Genomic DNA, 17875 nt, shown 5'->3' with positions numbered 1-17875 from the left:
CGCGCCGTCCTGACCAACCACATCACTCTGCAATGCTATAGCCATTGCGACCAAGCGCCTTGGCACGGTATAACGCCATGTCGGCTGCCGCCAGCAGTTGCTCACGGCTTTGTCCCGGTTGCCATTGCGCAACCCCCTGGCTTACCGTCACCCATTGCGCCACCTCAGAATCTGCATGCGGCAACGCCAACCCCGCGAGCAGCGCCGCGATTCGTTGTGCTACGTTTTCAGCCTCACGGGCATCGGATTTCGGCAGCAGGATAATAAACTCTTCACTACCATAGCGGGCCACCAGATCCTGCGAACGCCGGGTCGCGCTCTCCAGACAGGCGGCTAGCCTGATCAGGCACTCATCCCCCTGCTGATGGCCATAATGGTCGTTGTATTTTTTGAAAAAATCGACGTCCAGCAGGATCAGGGCAAAGGGCGACTGCAGCGTCGACTCCCGCAATAACACAGCGTCAAAGTAGTGATCAAAGTAACGCCGGTTGGCGATACCGGTAAGTGGATCGCGGTGCGCCAGCTTGCTCAGGCGTTCAATCAGTCGTTTGTTTTCTTGCTCACGCTCAATCGCCAACTGGAACCACTGCTTCAACCGCCGCTGAGCCGAGTAAATCAGAAACAGCATCAGCGCATATGAAATCATGTTCGCCAGCGAAAAGGCGCTGCGGATAAAAATATTCTCGGCAATAGCGACCAGCAGCACCGGCATGCTGAACAAGAAAAACAGCTTTGGCGACAGGTAAAACGCGACCAATGAAGAAAACAGCAGGCCTATCGTCAGCGGGTAGACCAGGTAAATGAGATCGTTGACGATAAGGTGGTGAAAAATGGCACACCAGCACAAAGCCAGCAGCGAGATAGAAACGACGGCGCCACGCCACGCGGCACTTTCCCCTCTTGGGGCTAACTGACGTAAAACAACATAGGACAGAGACGACACCGGGATCACGGCGCTTATCGCCGGCATTTCGCCTATCAACTGCGCGAAAGAGTGGGCAGCAAAGGCCTGACCCCGTTGGAAAAACAAATAGACAGAGAACAGGGCGTTAACCAATAAGAACCAGTTAAAATTACGTAGCGTCGAGCGCCTTTTCTCTCCGTCTACCCACTCCAGATAACCCTCTTCTTTCATCTTCTTATTCTTATTCTTGATATCTATGGTTTTACCTAAAAGGTAGCGGTGGGTTTCAGCTTTGTCATCCCGTGAACCGATAATGTGAAAGCGGCCCGTTATGGGCCGCCTGTCGCTATTGCTTGATCATATAGCCGAAGATGCGTTTCCAGCCGTGATCTTTTTTCTCTATATACACGCCCTGCAACTCCGGCGAGAAGCCCGGCAGCCGGTTAATCCCGTCTTCCAAGGCCAGGAAGTAACGCTGCACCGCCCCGCCCCAGACTTCTCCAGGCACCACGCACAATACGCCCGGTGGGTAAGGTAATGCGCCTTCCGCCGCAATGCGCCCTTCCGCCTGGCCGATAGGCACCAGTTCGACGTTATCGCGAATAAATTCCACATTCGCGTCTTGTGGGTTCATCATCACCTGTGGGAAATGACGCTGACGGAACATCTCTTTTTGCAGCTGCTTGACGTCAAAGCTGACGTACAGATCGTGCATTTCCTGACACAGTTGGCGCAAGGTATAACCGCGATAGCGCTGTTCATTCTTGCGATATACCGTTGGCAGGACCACGCTTAACGGCGCATCTTCTGCCACATAGCGTTCGAACTGCACCAACATGTCCACCAACTGTTCCATCTTGGCCGGGTTTTCCGCCGGAGTCAGCAGGAACAAGATTGAATTAAGATCGCATTTTTCGGGAACAATGCCGTTCTCGCGCAAGAAGTTGGCCAGAATAGTCGCCGGCACGCCAAACTCGGTGTACTGGCCGGTGGCCGCGTCAATGCCCGGCGTGGTCAACAGCAGTTTGCACGGGTCCACCAAATACTGATCCTGAGCATAGCCTTCAAAACCGTGCCATTTCTCACCCGGTACAAAGTTGAAGAAACGCGCGTCGTTGGCGATCAGATCGGTGTCGTAATCTTGCCAATTCTTACCCGCCACCTGCAGCGGAATAAAGGGTTTAAGCTGCGAGCAGCGCTCCAAGAGTTGCTTGCGCGTCTCAATGCCCAGTTTAACGCAGTCCATCCACATGCGCCGACCGGCTGCCCCGGCATGCATCTTGGCATTCACATCCAGCGCGGCGAACAGCGGGTAAAACGGGCTGGTCGAAGCGTGCAGCATGAAAGCATTATTGAGATGCTTGTGATTGCAGTGGCGCTTCTGCCCCTTGATGTGATCGTCTTTCTTGTGGATCTGCGAAGTCTGTGAGAAGCCTGCCTGCTGCTTATGCACCGATTGAGTGACAAAGATGCCCGGATCCAGCTCATCGAGCTCCAACAACAACGGGGAGCACTCTTTCAGCATCGGGATAAAGCCTTCGTAACCTACCCAGGCAGAGTCAAACAGGATGTAGTCACACAGATGGCCGATAGTGTCGATCACCTGACGTGCGTTATAGATGGTGCCGTCATAGGTACCAAGCTGAATGATTGCCAGCCGGAACGGACGTGCTGCATTGGCCTTTTCCGGCGCAACGTCACGAATTTGCTCGCGCAGGTAGTGTTCATCAAAGCAGCGTGAATCAATACCGCCAATGAAACCAAACGGGTTGCGCGCCGTTTCCAGATACACCGGTGTCGCACCGGCTTGAATCAAGGCGCCATGGTGATTGGACTTATGGTTGTTGCGGTCGAACAGTACCAGGTCGCCACGCGTCAGCAGTGCATTGGTCACGACTTTGTTGGCCGCAGAAGTCCCATTGAGCACAAAGTAGGTTTTATCGGCGTTGAATACCCGCGCAGCATGCTTTTGCGCATCCTTGGCCGACCCTTCGTGGATCAAAAGATCGCCCAACTTCACATCAGCATTGCACATGTCAGAACGGAAAAGCGTTTCACCGTAGAACTCGAAAAACTTTCGACCGGCCGGGTGTTTGCGGAAAAACTCCCCACCCTGGTGCCCAGGGCAAGCAAAGGTCGAGTTCTCCATTTCCACATAGGTTTTCAATGTTTTGAAAAACGGCGGCAACAACGCTTGCTCATAGGCATCCGCAGCAGCTTCCAATTGCGCCATATAGAACGCCTTACTGGCGCCGTCCAGTGCAAACACGCCGCTGATAAAAGGCAGGTAGTCCGGTGAAAGATGTTCATCCGCGGCAACCGCCACAAAGGTCGGGATCTCGAACCCGGTCGCTTTAAGTTGCGTCAGGATGCCGGTGTTGACGTCATCAACCGACACCACTAATGCAGCAACATCGGTGTAGTCCGTTTGCTCTACGCGGACGATCTGACGCAGCGTTTCAATGGTAGCGACCAGGCTGGCGCTGGTGGCGATTTTCAATTCTTTCATCATGCTAACTCTCAAACGGTTAAGGATGAGGGTGTGCCACAGGGCACAGTAATGAGATAACAAAGGTTATCCCGGCAAAGTGATGTCCGGGGTTGCAGCATAGAGCGCAATTGTGACCGGCTGACTCTCCTGAGGTTATCAGGTAGCTATCCAAAATAATGGGTATTGCATCCAGGCGGCAAGTGAACCAACCCCGATGAGCTGACATTCGTCAGTGTCTCGGGCGTGTGAATGTGGCCAACACAGATGCAACTTCAAGTATGAAGGATATATCGGGGGCTGGTATCGGCAGCGACCAATAGACATCAGTAAAACCAGAACCGCAGTTCTATTTTTAATAATGCCTAACAGCGAGCATCAGATAGCCTTACCGCATGGCAGGCAGAGTATTACTGGCCGAGCGCGTTCGGGAAAAGTAACGGCAGAGTGATGGCATCATCAGATGTCTGGTGCGCAACTGCACTTGAGCAACAAAACCAGTCATGCCTGTAATCCTCTGACATATGATGAGGGGGAATCACCCTAGGGTGAATGTGCGCAATGATTGCACGTTTTTTTTGACGGTTCAAGCCGGTTAATAACCGCTAAAAGTGCATAATTATTTAATTCTTGCCATATGGGTAATACCACATGGCAAGACTGACAGGATGAGAACACGTTAAACGCGTAATCCACTTGCAGTTCGACCACATGGTTTCTCGACCGCATAGGTCTGCCGCACGGCGCGAACTTAGGCTGATTGTGCTGGCGTTGAAAGCTTCAGGAGGGTCCGCCAGAAAGCTGTAGCGAGAGATTATTCGGCGCAGGCTGCGAAGGTGCCCGTCGTGAATAAACCCGCGTTTCGCCACGTTCAATCTTCTGGCCCCGGCACTTCCCCCTTCAGGTAAGAAAGTCAACGATTGTCGCGTTTGAGCCGGTATTGAAGTAACCGCAAGGCTTACCATAAGGGCTGAAGTGTTAACTAAATCGTAGCGATTGCAGAGAAGCCAGGGGGACTTGCTTGAAAATAGAGCAACCGGTCGGCTTTGTGATAGAAAGCGATTGACGGCATCCGGTCAATACGGTTTAATGCGCCCCGTTGCCCGGATAGCTCAGTCGGTAGAGCAGGGGATTGAAAATCCCCGTGTCCTTGGTTCGATTCCGAGTCCGGGCACCATATTTAGAAGAACCCGCCTATGGCGGGTTTTTTGCTTTCAGAGATACGGACTCTTCATCGAACTCCGTTCGATTATTCGGCCCCAAGGCCTCACCCTACGGGCCAGCGCTAAAGCGCTGTTCAACACGGCGCAAGCGCCGGTTGTCCGAGTCCGGGCACCCTATTTAGAAGAACCCACCTATGGCGGGTTTTTTGCTTTCAGAACCTGCCAAAAATCACGCCTCGCGAATCTTCCATTCACCCCAATTCCACTCAATTCTCCCCACACCAAGTCCCGTGCGAGGGTACATATGGGGCAATAGCCTCATTCGATAAGATTCTATACTCTCAAATCACTCAGGAACCCTGTTATGGCACTGACTGACGCTAAAATCCGGGCAGCTAAACCGCATGAGAAACCTTATAAACTTGCCGACAGCGGCAACATGTTTTTGCTTGTTCACCCTAACGGCCTCCTCTACTGACGATTCCGCTATCGGTTTCTGGGCAAAGAGAAAATGACCTGCCTCCAGTATTAGATACGACGCTCAATTAGTAATGTTGGATCCTCCACTCTCAGAATTCCCCGTTCTCCAGCCCGCCGCTAATTCAGACGGCGTCTGATAATTCCGCGTGGAGTGCGGGCGACATTAGTTATAATCTTGACGCCATTCACTGATGCTTTTCCTGGCATGACTGACAACACGGAACCCGTTTTCAATCAGATATTCATCGCGAAAGCGCCCGTTGAAACTCTCAATAAATCCGCTCTGTGTCGGCTTTCGGGCTGGATAAGCCGCAGTTCCACGCCACGCTTATAAGCCCACTGGTCAAGTGCTCTGCAGGTAAACTCCAGTCCCTGGTCAGTTCTTATCGTAGCCGGATAGCCGCGAAACAGCGCAATGCTGTCCAGAATACGCGTGACCTGCACGCCTGAAATCCCGCAGATAACGGTTACCATCAGGCACTCTTTAGTGAGGTCATCCACGCAGGTCGGGCACTTGATCCTGCGACCGATGACCAGCACGTTCATGACGAATTCATCGACCAGATCAGATTAGGTGCTGCCGGGCGGAGCAGCGGCAGACATTCTGTTGCCAGCCCTTTACGACGTCGTCTGCGTTTTGCACCCAGGCCACTAAGATGAAAAAGCCGGTACACATGCTAGTGATTAACATGAAGCCCTTCGCGGCGGAGCACTCGTCTGCCTGATAGCCATTATCCCTGGCTATCAGGCAAATCAGTGCAGCTTTTGTTGCCCTGCCCCGTCGGAATGGCGCCGGTTAAGGTTGAAGCGGAGCCAGATGCGCCAACACCAGATCTATGCCTTCCCCCGGGCGGCGCAACGGGTTATGCCCCAACCCCTGAGTTTTCACCAGACAGGCGGCAGGCCAGGCTTGAGCCAGGCATTCTGCTTCCACTTCCAGGACGATATCGTCAGCGCTGTCATGGATGATTAACGCCGGTTGTTCAATCTGCCGCAATCCTTCATAGGCGCTAAAACGCTGCCAAACGGCATCCCCGATGCCAAAATAGCGCTCAATGTAACCCCGTAAACGTTGCTGCTGGCGCGCCGGCAAATTGAGAATAGAAGCATACTTGGTCACCAGGCCGCTAAAGTGCGTGGGGGCGCCGACAATCACCAAGGCTTTGGTACGCAGCCCGGCTTTCACCGCGTTGATCGCCGACAAGCCACCGAAGGAATGAGCCACCATCGCGTCAAATCCGCCCTCTTGCTGCTCCAGTCGCTGAATGATTTCGATAAACTCGACAATGCTGCTCTGATTGCCTTCCGCATCCCCGTGTGCAGGCGCGTCAAAGCCGATAACCTGGAAACCCCGTTCCACCAATATCTGGATCAAGCGCGAGAAATGCGATGCCCGCGACTCCCAACCGTGCGCCAACAACACCTTCGGCCCCTGTTGCCCCCAGTGGTACACCACCGCCTGCTTATCGTTGCTCAGGGTGATGTACGTAATGCTACTCGCCATCCCCATCGTCTGTTTATCGCTTTCACGCGTTGGGACGCGGCGTGGGGTGAAAAAACGTTTGCCAAGGTAGGCGGCCGTGGGGCCAGGCACCACAAAATCCATCAACCGAATGCCCATTTTAATGCAGGATACGGCCGGTGAGCGCATATAAGCCGGCCCACGATACTGCCGGTAGGCTTGTTCTATAAGTTGGTCAAAATGTTCACTCATTGTACTCTCCAGAATCGTGGGTGACGTTAGACTTGCGCGGGCGCATCTTGCGCCGCCTGACGCTTATCGAGCTGCCGAATAAGGGCCCTTTCCGCATCCGTGGCGACATGCCGATCCCAATACGCCAGTTTTGCTTCCATGCGTTTAAACCACAGGGGCGGTACCAATGCATACAGGATATGCGCCACATAACCATGATCGATCCCCACCGCATAACTGTGCGCTTGCAGCCGCCAGAACTCCCGACGTGGATTTGTATGGTGATCCGAGTGGCGCGTCAGATTCAACAGGCCGGCAGAAGATGCCTGGTTGTTGCAATCCCAGCTGTGGCGTGGTTCAACGCGGGTATTGGGCACCCGGATTAAACCGTAATGCTGGATATAGTTGACGGTTTCAAACAGGAACTTGGAGACCAGCATGGCCACCAGGCAAGCGAGTAATCCACGCCCCCCTGCCGCTGCATAACAGGCGGCCAGGACAGCCAGGCTCATGATAACGCCGCGAATCACCCGGTTGCCCAACGTAATACTCCGCTTGCCCTGGCCTTTTAGCCGTTGCTGTTCCACCTGCCACGACTCACGGTACTGCGACAGCGACGAGCGGATAAAGAAACGGTAAACATGCTCGCCACGGCGTGCCGTCGCCCCATCGGCGTACGTCGCCACATTTGGGTGATGCGAGTACACGTGGGAGATAGAAAACTGCGCGTCCGCGACCAATGCCAGTAACCAACGCCCGACGGTCATCGCCAACCAGCTCTGGGTTTTGTGGATAAGCTCATGAGCCACCACCGTGTTGGTACTCAGCGTATAGCCGGTGGATACGGCAGCCAGCAGCAATTCTGGCATTCGCATACCGTGCAAGGCCGGTACATCCCACCCCGTCGCCGCCGAGATCCCGGCCCCAAACCCCAGCACATCGCCCGGCGCCGCCTGCCAGATCAACGTAAACAACGCCAGCAGGGCAACGGGAAGTTGCAGATAGGGGATCAGCGCCAAAAGAGCGGTGAAACGATAGCGGTGATCGGCAGTATCTACCGGGGTCACATTATCAAAGATCAAATAACTCAAGGATACGCACAGTATGGCGGCCAATATCCACCCGCCGCCGAGCAAGTTGGCCGCCGCCGTCAGGGGTAAAAACACCAGTGGCACCAAGGCGAATCTTAGGTAACTCAACATACTAACTCCTTATTATTCGGGATTTTTTCCTCGGCGCCGGCGGGAGAAAAACAGTCTGTTTGAATATGTCGCGCCATCACCCCGCTCGCAAGCAGCCCCTGTTGGCACGCCTGCGCCAGCCCTGGGTTACCGCAGATCACCGCCCGCCAGTCGCGAGCCTCCAGCCCGTATTTTTGGTACGGATAGAGGCTGCGCCACTCCTCCAGCCAGGATGTAAAGCGTCCCACAAGTTCGTGCTGTTTTCCGTCATTCTCCTGCGACAACGCATGGAAGTAATGGAAGCCTTCATGCTGTTGTTGCAACCGCTGCAGTTCGGCAACGTCAAACTTGTCCTGCCGCTTGCGAATGGCATGCACCAGCATCACCGCCCGATAGGGATTACGCGCCAGAGCCGCACGAACCAGCCCCAACGTGGTCCCTAAACCTGAGCCGCTGGCTATGGCCAGTAATGGCCCTTTCCCGTCATCGGCTTGCCCAAACCGTCCGCTACAGCTAGACACCCACAGGGTGCGCCCGACGCTGCCCCGATCGCATAAAAGGGGAGAAACGCGCCCCTGCTTTCTCAGCGTGACATCCACGACAATCTCCCGCGCGTTACTGGGCCAACTCACCGAGTAACTGCGGACATCGGTGCCAGGCTGGTGGCACAGCTGCAAAAATTGCCCAGGCAGGAAAGGCATAGCCTGCTCGGGCGACAGGGTGATCCGCCACACCCGGCTTGAGAGAGGAGTGGCCTGTTTTATCTGAGCCGGTGCCCAGTTTGTCGCTACCGCAGCCGACATCAGGGTTAAATCAGACTGGGGCAGGCACTGGCAGGCCAACACATGGCCGGCCGCAATTTCTTCGGCACTGAGTAAATAGCCGAGATCCACCAGCGAACGCACTTCACCACTGACCACCCGGCACAGGCAGGATTTGCAAGACCCCACCTGGCAGTTATAAGACAACGCCACGCCGGCTTTCAGCGCGCTTTCCAGCACCGTTTCCCCCGCAGCCAAGGTGAAGGCTTTCCCCTCCAGCACCCCCCGAAAGGTGCTGCGGCGCGAGAACCATCTCTTCAACATGTTATTGCTCTCCGCACGTCAGCAGGCCATCGTCAAATACGCTGCCCATCAGGATCCGCCCGCCGAGCGGTGCCGCCACGCTGATCGCCGCCAGCGCCTGGCCATGGCTCTGGTAATAAATCTGCGAACGCTCAACCGCACCCTGTGTGCCCAGCGACAGTTGCCAAACCAGCGACGGCGAACGCGCTTGCGCATCCTTTTGAAATGCGGCCAGCTTTAACAGTTGCGGATGCGCGGCCACCAGCAGCCCATCCCCGTCAGGCATGATATTGTCGACACCGTGCAACCCGGTGAACCGCCCCAGCAAGACGGGTGACGCCTCGCCCGGCCGCCATGCCCAACTGCTCACGGTGCCGTTGGTGGTTTCCGCCACGTACAGCCGCCCTCGTTGCGGGTTGTAGTAAATGCCGTTGGCAAAATGCAACCCATCAAGCAGCGTATGCTCCCCCGCGTCGTCTACCAGCAAGACCAGCGAGAGTGGCAGCCGCAGATAGTCTTCAACGCGCCCCAACATGCCGGAAAAGGCGTGATCGCGCGTCAACAGCCAACGGGATTTATCAATGACGCTGATATCATTGATATTCTTGCCGACGCTGCGCGACAGCTCAGGCTGATAAACCAACCGCATCGCCGCCCGCTCAAAACGGAACGTCTCAATGCGATCCCCACGAGAGCCGTGGCTCACTGCGTAAACCCACGTCTCTGCGCCCTTTTGCCACACATCGATACCATGCGGGTAAAACTCGGGCGGATAGTCGCCGGGTAAACGCAGGGGCGCTTGCCCCTGTTGGAAGTAATAGAGCGCCCCCGGTGCGTTATCGTGGCGATTCAGGCTGCTGATCAGTGCGCCCCCGTCCTTCAGCGGCGCAATATCCTCCGCTCCGCTGATCCCCGGTATTTTTTGGCATTGTTGCAGGTTAATATCCTGAACGCGGTAGAACACGCCGGCGTCAAACAGCAGATTGATTACATACGCCAGCACAGCGACAGCCAGTGCTATACCCATCAACTTTTTCATCATGCTTCCACGGCAACCGGTGAATAAAACTGCTGGTTTACGGCGCTCACACCTTGCTCCGCCAGAATCGCGATCGCAGCCAGATACTGCTCCAGCAGCGCTGAAGCGGTTTGCCCGGTGAAATAAAGCGCCTGATAATCCAGCTCAATCGACAGCTCATCGGCCATTTCCACCACATTGATCATCAAGGGGAACTCGACCGCATTGACCGGCAGCATCGACAGGCTGGCCTGCCACTGGCGCATTTCCGCCAATGGAACGGACGGCTCAACATTGAACGTGGCAAGCAGAGGCAGCGGCGCTTGCTCACCATGGAAACAGCGTGACGGCAGTGCCGGCGCATCACGCTGCGCCAAAATGGCCTGATGTACCTTGGCCACAAACTCAGGCAGCGAAGCGCTCGCGGCGCTGTTGAAACACAACGGCATCAGGCTGACGCATTGGCCGACCAACCCTTCGCTGTTCTCGAAGTCACGCCCGGCATTCGGCACAGCGACAGGCAACAGCGAGTGGCCGATAAACTTCTCGAGCGTCAGTACAAACAGGGCGTTCAACATCACAAAGCGGGTCGTGCGCAGTTCGGCGACCACATTACGCAGTTGGGTCGACAAGTTCGGGTAAGCCAGCCCTTGCTTCAAACGCTGGCCTTGATACGGCGCGGCCTGCAGGACAACCGGCAGCGCACTGGCGGGATCGAAACGACGCGCGGGGATAGCGGCCAGCCGTTGAGCTACGTCAGCCTCATTGGCCATCTTTTCCGCACGCATAAAGTGCACATAACTCGGTGCCGCCGACAGCGCTGGGCGCTGCCCTGCAACCAGCGCATCGTAGAGATGCAGCAGTTCGCGCAGCATCACCATGAATGACCAACCATCCGCCACCGAATGATGCGCCGCCAACGCCAGGGCCGTTTGGCCGGGTTGGCTCAGCAACAAGAGGCGTGCCAACGGCGCCGCCGTCAAGACGAAGGGTTTGGCGGCAAACTCGGCCAAGCGGGCAGCAGGGTCCATGGACTCACTGCGTTCCTCAATAAAATCAACGTTGACAACGCCCGACGCCACCCGCAACTCCCCCGCCCCATTGAACTGCATGCGTAAGGACTCATGACGTTCGCTCAGCAGCGCCCACGCCTCGGCCAAGGTTGCCCCGTCAATCTCACGCGCCGTTTCAATCACGCAGCCGATGTTGCCCGCGCACAGCCCGCTTTCGTCTTTGGCGGCCAGCAGCATAAAACGTTGCTGGCTGTCGGCGGCCGGGTAAGACGTATCGGGGGACAAACCGGCTTCACCGAAGAAACCATCGACGCGCATGGCATTAACGCTCTCTTTTACCGCCGCGATAAAAAGCGCTATATCTTGCGAAGAGTGCGCGGTGGACACGAAGCAGTTGCGGCCCTCCCAAATGAAGATGCCGCGCAGCATGAGGTGATGGAACAAAATGTCGTAGTTGCCGCTGAATTTGAAACGGAACAAACTGCCCGCCGAGACGATCTCGATCGGCGTACCCGTCGTGACAAACCAGGTGTTGAGCGTCTGCGCAAGGTAATGCGTCTTTTGGTTGATGTCGTCATAGAGACCGGGGTGGCTCTTGATATAGTCGAGTACCGCTTTACTGGCCGCCATGGTCAGAGGGTGTTTGGAGAAGGTCCCGGCAAAGAAAATCAGTTCGGACTGCGGCCAGGATTCATCGCCGTATTGCCAGAAACCGCCGTCAATACTGTCCATAAAGCGCGCCGACCCCGCAATGGCGCCAATCGGCATGCCGCCGCCGACAATCTTGCCGTAGGTGGCAATATCGGCCTGGACACCGTAATACGCCTGCGCGCCGCCGGCTGCCAGGCGGAAACCGGTAATCACTTCATCGAACATCAAGGCGATATTGCGCTCGGCCGTCAACTTACGCAGCGCATGCAAATAGTCGCGCGGCTGATGATCGGGATAGCGGCTTTGAATCGGCTCCACAATGACCGCGGCCAGTTGATCGGCATACTGGGCAATCAAAGCCAGGCTCTCTTCGCTGCCGTAGTCGAGCACCAGCAGATCCTCAACCAGGGACGCCGTCGTCCCTGCGGCAATCGGCACTGCCCGCTCCGGGGTTTCGCCCCCCTGCTGACGCCCCAGGATGCCATCAAAAACGCCGTGATAAGAGCCGCTGAACAGCGCCACTTTGTTCTTGCCCGTTACGGCACGCGCCAGGCGCACCGCGCTCATGACGGCTTCCGAACCTGAGTTACAGAACGCCACGCGCTGCTGGCCCGTCAGCTCTGCAATCAATGTGGCAACCTCACCGGCCAGAGCGCTCTGCGGCCCGATTTGCATGCCTTGCGCCAGCTGTGCGGCAACGGCCTGTTGCACGCACTCCGGTGCATGGCCCAACAGGTTGGCGCCAAACCCCATGGTGAAATCAATGTACTCGTTACCGTCGGCATCCCAAATACGGGAGCCTTGTGAACGCACGCCCACCAAGGGATACAGCATTTCCTTCGTGGATAAACGGAAACCTGCCGATGCCCGGTTATCTGCCAGCACGGCGCGGTACTGCTGCGCATTGTGCTTGGAGCTCGGAGTTTTGCTGACAAACTGCTGCGTCAATTGCTGTATGTGTTTGTCGCGCTCGGCCCCTAATGACGTCTTCCTGGTTTCCTTTTTAAACCAGCTGGTGTGCGCGCCGGCTTTCGCCGGTGCAGCGGTAGCCGGCGCGTTACTCGCGACTGCCGGTGCAGGAAGTGCGGCTATCGGCGCGCTTGCCGGTACCGAAGGCAGCGCGGGTGCGGAAAGCGGTTGAGCATGGCCGCCGCTTAACAGGCGCAGCTGTTGCGACATGACCTCTAATTGCCGCGCAATCACTCCTTGCAACTCGGCCGGGGCCGTTGCCGACATGGCTCCGTGTTCGATAAGAGGAAGCTGCATGGGCGCCGCCGAAGCTTCGGCTTGCGGCACGACCGCCACAACCCGGCTTTCACTGGCCACCGCGACAGGTTCCGCCACTTGCGCACGCTCCACGACGTAATGGATCACCGCATCCAGCGTATTCAACTCTTCAAACAGCGATCTCAGCGGGATCGCAACGCCATAGCGATCCTTGATGGTATTGATCGCATCCAGCAAGACCAGCGAGTCGGCCCCCATTTCCAGGAAGGGCAGATCATCCTCCAGAGCGTCGGGCGATGCCCCCAAATACCCGGCAATGATCGCTTTGATTTCGGCGTGTAATTGATGTTGTTTTGACATAGCGTCCTCATGTGAAGATGGTGGCAGCGTTGGCGTTTTATCGGCCAGCCAATAAGTTTTCCGACAGAATTGAATGGCCGGCAGCGTCAAGGCTTCACGGCTTGTTGCGCGATACAGCCTGGACCAGTCAATGTCATGCCCTTGCTGCCACAACGAACCCAGCAGCGTCAGCAGTGATTGGTATTCATGGCGATGATCCGCGGCCGCCAAAACCTGTTGGCTTCGATCGGTGGCGGCGACAAACTTGCCCAGCGAACTGTCGGCGCTCAAATCCACAAAGGTATATTTCCCTTCCTCCCGCAGCGCCTGTATGCCTTGCAGGAAATTAACGGGTTGCCGGATTTGTTGGCTCCAGTAGTCGGCATCGGTGTGCCGGCGCGGCAGAGCGTCCAGATTGCTGTAGAAAGGAATACTCCCTTCAGCAAAATCAATATGCTGCGTCAACCAAAGGCGATACGCCGGCAAGATGGGATCCATCAGGTGAGAATGAAAGGCGTTGGTGGTTTTAATCCGGCGGGCATGGCCGCCTTGCGCTGAAACCGCATGTAGGCAAGCATCAATCGCCGGCGAACTGCCGGTGATGGTGGTCAGCGTCGGCGTATTGAACGCGGCAATATCGATATCGTCAGCCCAAGGGGCGATACCCCGGCGAACCTCGTTTTCGCCGCTGAACACCACCGCCATCGCGCCCTGCTGCTCCAAGCTGCCCATCAGGAGTGCGCGCTGATGAACCATCGCCAATCCCTGAGCCAACGAAATCTGGCCGGCGACAACCGCAGCGCAATACTCGCCCAGGCTATGGCCAATCACCGCCGCCGGGCGTAGCCCAAACTGCAACAAACTGTCCGCCGTGGCATAACTGCAGGCAAACAGGGCCAACTGGCAGGTTTTGGCGCAATGCTGCCAATTGTCGTCCTGAGCATGCAGCGCTTGCCGAATATCAATTTCATAGCGGTCCTGAATCACCTCAGCCAGGCTATCGAAGCACGAACTGTAGTGTGGCAGGTGCTGGTATAAGGCCGCCCCCATACCGATTTGCTGCGTTCCCTGCCCAGGGAAGAGCCAGACCTGCGGGCGCGGTTTCTCCACTTTATTCGCAGTGAGTTGCGCCAGGTTTTCTGCCAATTGCCGGCGGCTGTCGCCATAAGCAAACCCACGATAGCGCGGGTGGTCATAACGGGTATTGACCAAGCGACACCATGCAGGAATGTCAACGTCGTGTTGCATTTGCAAGGTGTTATAAATACCGTCACGTTGCGCGTTGAAACCCTGTTCTTCGTGCGAGGCCACCAGCAGCATCGCCACCGGCTGGGCCGCCTCATAGCGCTTCGCGGCCTGCGCGCAATCGCGCAGTATCACGTGGCTGTTCGTCCCGCCGAAACCAAAACTGCTGACGCCGGCATAACGTTGGCCCGCCGCAGATTCCCAGGCGCAAGAGTGGCTACCCGCTACCGCCACCCGGCGGCTAATGGCGGCGATATGCGGATTTTTCTGTTGGAAATTCAAATGAGGCACGCGCTGTTGGCAATGCAACATCAACGCGGTCTTCACCACCCCAAGCACACCGGCTGCGGCTTCGAGATGACCGATATTGGTCTTGATCGAACCCACCTGAACCGGTGCCGGTTGGCTACGCCCGACAAACACCGCTTCCAGCGCCTGATACTCAATCAGGTCACCTAGCGCTGTCCCGGTGCCATGCGCTTCCACATAGTCGATATGATTGCTGTCGATGCCCGCTTCGGTCAGCGCCCGCGCGATCACCGCCTGCTGCGATGGTCCGTTAGGCGCCGTGATGCCGTTGCTGCGGCCATCCTGATTGATGGCGCTGGCAACCAGGGTGGCATAAACCCGATCGCCATCGGCCAATGCCTGCGACAGGGGTTTCAACACAACGATGCCGCACCCCTCGCCACGCACATAACCATCGGCGCGCGCGTCAAAGGTTTTGCACTGACCATCCGGCGCCAACATCTGCGCCTCGGTGAAGACCTTTTGCAAATGCGGCGTCAGCGCCAGATTCACACCGCCCGCAATAGCCAGCGAACTGCGCCCTGAGCGCAGGCTTTGCATGGCCCCATCGATGGCCACCAGCGAAGATGAGCAGGCCGTATCAATAGCGACGCTTGGCCCTTTAAAATCATAAAGATAAGATATACGGTTGGCGGCGATGCTGTGTGCGTTGCCCAACCCGCTATACTCGGAAACCCGATCGCCCGAGATCATGGCATAATCACTGGCGCTGATACCGATAAACACCGCGGTGTCGCTGCCCCGCAGCGCCGAAGCCTGTAACCCCGCATCGGTCAGCGCCTGTTGCACGGTTTCCAACAGCAGGCGATGTTGCGGATCGATATACTCCGCCTCGCGCGGCGAAATACCAAAGTAACCGGCGTCAAAATCGCTCACGCGGTCAAAGAAACTGCCCTTGCGGTTAAAACCGCTGAGTGCAGATCCGGCCCAACGGTGAGCGGGGATGTCACCCGTGGTACTTTGCCCCTGTTGCAACATCGCCCACAACGCCTGCACGCCACTGTGGCCCGGCAGTTCAACCCCGATGCCAATCACGGCGACATCCTGGCTGGCCACGGCCGTCCTAGCGGCTTCTGGTCGCACAACGGGTTGCAACAGACCCGCAGCCAGCTTATTGATCGTCGGATAATCGTAAATCAGCGCCGGCGACAGCTCACGCCCCAAATGTTGCTCTAACTCGCCGATCACGCCAACGGCCTGTAACGAGTTCAGGCCAAAGACGGTAAAAGCCTCATCCCACTGTTCTTCACCGACAGCGCCATTGACCGCAGTACCGATGATACTGGCTATAAGTGCGGCCAGGGCAGGCACGCTGTATGAGGCAGCATCGGCAACCTGGACCCTTTGCGATTGCTCGGCCCGGCTACGCCATTGCACCGCCAGTTCATTTTGCCGGTACATTTCTCTGGCGCGGGTACGTTGCAATTTGCCACTGGTAGTGCGTGGAATGGCCCGGCGGCCGACCCATACCCATTCCCCCAGGGTTATGCCGTGTCGCTCGGCAACCACGGCATTCAAACACCGGTTCAACGCTGCGGTATCCAGGGTCTCTTTGAGACGTTCCGGGATCTCCAGCAAGGCCACAGCCTGTTCAGTTTGAGCAATCTCGGCGGCGAAGACACAAACGGTTGCATCTGCCAGCAAAATATCTGCTCCTCTGATCGTTTCCTCAATGTCCGTCGGGTAATGGTTTTGCCCATTGACGATCAGAAGTTCTTTCACACGCCCGGTGACGTACAGTGCCCCCGCTTGCAGAAAACCCAAATCGCCGCTGCGTAACCAATGCGCCGAATCAGGCTCGATCCGCGCTTGGAAGGTGGTCTCCGTCGCCGCCGGGTTATTCCAATAGCCGGCCGCAATGCTGGGCCCACGTAACAAAATCTCACCAGTTTGCCCGGCCGCAAGCGGTTGTAGAGTATCAGGATCGACAATGCGGACATCGGTGCCGGGCAACGCCTCGCCACAGTTGACGACATCCCCCGATTTTTCCTCGGCGACCGCCATCCCCTGGCCTTTCTCCCTACCGGTAACAATCAGCGTGGTTTCCGCCATGCCATAGCAGGGTAAAAACGCCTGCGCCCGGAAACCGGCCGAAGCAAAGTGTTCACTGAACTGACGCAACGTGGCTGGCCGGATAGGCTCCGCACCGCAAAAGGCCACATCCCAGTGGGAAAGATCTAGGCCTTCGGCCTGCTGCGGGCTAATTTTGCGCACGCAGAGGTCGTAGGCGAAATTAGGGCCACCCGACGTCGTCGCACGGAACTCCGACACCTGTTTTAGCCAATTAAGCGGTTTTTTCATCAGCATCATCGGCGACATCACCCGGCAGGGGAATGCCCCGAATACCGGCTGAAGCAAGCCGCCGATAAGCCCCATATCATGGAAATGCGGCAGCCATATCATGCCGCGGCTTTCATTGTGATGACCGAAGTAGCGATGAATGGCTTGAGAGTTGGCCCACAGGTTGCCATGAGTGACCATGACCCCCTTTGGCGTACCGGTTGAACCCGAGGTATATTGCAAAAAAGCCACATCGTCGTCGCTCACCGGTGCAGGGTTGAACGTCCCTGAAAAATGGCTATCTAGTTGTTGAAGGCGATACCCCGCCGGTATTACCACGGCGGGCAGTTGATCAAAGGTAAAAATTAGTGGCGCTAGCGGTAAACTGAGTGATATTAAGGTTTCAGCGCCTTTCCCTGTGGTGACAATAAATTCCGTTTGTGCATTGCGTAAAACCCCAATAAAACGCTCCCACGCGCTTCCTGAGGCCTTGGCCGGCATAGGGACAGGCACGGCAATCATGCCGGCATAAAGACACCCGAAAAAAGCGCCAATAAAATCTTCACCGTCAGGATAAAGTAAAATAACCCTGCCACCCCGATGAGCGTATTGCTGTAGTGCGCTGGCAAGAGATGCAGCGCGCTGATGCAATTGTCTGTAACTCTGATTCTTTATTTCTTTGGCACTTCGCAAAAATTCAAATGCCGTCTTGTCGGTATGTTGAACAGCAAGTTCGGGCAATAGTTGGTTGAAGGAATTAAATCCCCTGTTAAACAACTGATGAGACGGCATAATGATTAGCTCTTTGTTCTCAATATAA

General features: G+C 56.4%; 7 protein-coding genes, 1 tRNA gene and 2 pseudogenes. 2 read left to right on the top strand and 8 right to left on the bottom strand.

Annotated features, from left to right (window positions below):
* Positions 1-22: 22 nt before the first annotated feature.
* Complete coding sequence (locus tag JOE25_RS17950) at positions 23-1135, bottom strand: GGDEF domain-containing protein (RefSeq protein WP_209637470.1); 1113 nt, start codon at positions 1133-1135, stop codon at positions 23-25.
* Between the two features lie 115 nt (positions 1136-1250).
* The gene (gene speF, locus JOE25_RS17945; protein ID WP_209637641.1) at positions 1251-3413 is read right to left on the bottom strand and encodes an ornithine decarboxylase SpeF; all 2163 of its coding nucleotides are present in this window, start codon (positions 3411-3413) and stop codon (positions 1251-1253) included.
* Between the two features lie 1080 nt (positions 3414-4493).
* Here speF and JOE25_RS17940 point away from each other — a divergent pair.
* Positions 4494-4569, top strand: a tRNA-Phe gene (locus JOE25_RS17940).
* Positions 4570-4919: 350 nt separating this feature from the next.
* Positions 4920-5030 (top strand): annotated as a pseudogene (locus JOE25_RS17935) (Arm DNA-binding domain-containing protein); the annotation flags it as partial.
* A gap of 66 nt (positions 5031-5096) precedes the next feature.
* Here the strand turns inward: JOE25_RS17935 and JOE25_RS17930 are convergent.
* The 6 genes and pseudogenes from JOE25_RS17930 to JOE25_RS17905 form a co-directional block, all read right to left on the bottom strand.
* Positions 5097-5751 (bottom strand): annotated as a pseudogene (locus tag JOE25_RS17930) (integrase core domain-containing protein); the annotation flags it as partial.
* Between the two features lie 80 nt (positions 5752-5831).
* Positions 5832-6749, bottom strand: a complete 918-nt coding sequence (locus JOE25_RS17925; RefSeq protein ID WP_209637468.1) for an alpha/beta hydrolase — start codon at positions 6747-6749, stop codon at positions 5832-5834.
* A gap of 26 nt (positions 6750-6775) precedes the next feature.
* Complete coding sequence (locus JOE25_RS17920; protein ID WP_209637466.1) at positions 6776-7930, bottom strand: alkane 1-monooxygenase; 1155 nt, start codon at positions 7928-7930, stop codon at positions 6776-6778.
* Complete coding sequence (locus JOE25_RS17915; protein WP_209637464.1) at positions 7924-8994, bottom strand: 2Fe-2S iron-sulfur cluster binding domain-containing protein; 1071 nt, start codon at positions 8992-8994, stop codon at positions 7924-7926. The genes JOE25_RS17920 and JOE25_RS17915 overlap by 7 nt, the downstream gene beginning before the upstream one ends.
* Position 8995: 1 nt before the next feature.
* A complete protein-coding gene (locus tag JOE25_RS17910) occupies positions 8996-10012 on the bottom strand; it encodes an arylesterase (protein WP_209637462.1) in 1017 nt (338 codons plus the stop codon).
* Positions 10012-17847, bottom strand: a complete 7836-nt coding sequence (locus JOE25_RS17905; protein WP_209637460.1) for a type I polyketide synthase — start codon at positions 17845-17847, stop codon at positions 10012-10014. Before JOE25_RS17905 ends, JOE25_RS17910 begins: the two co-directional genes overlap by 1 nt.
* Positions 17848-17875 lie beyond the last annotated feature (28 nt).

It is taken from the genome of Serratia sp. PL17 (genome assembly GCF_017832355.1).
Lineage (GTDB): Bacteria > Pseudomonadota > Gammaproteobacteria > Enterobacterales > Enterobacteriaceae > Serratia.
The sequence above is the reverse complement of the archived record's forward strand: the minus strand, read 5'-3'. Positions and strand labels throughout refer to the sequence as shown.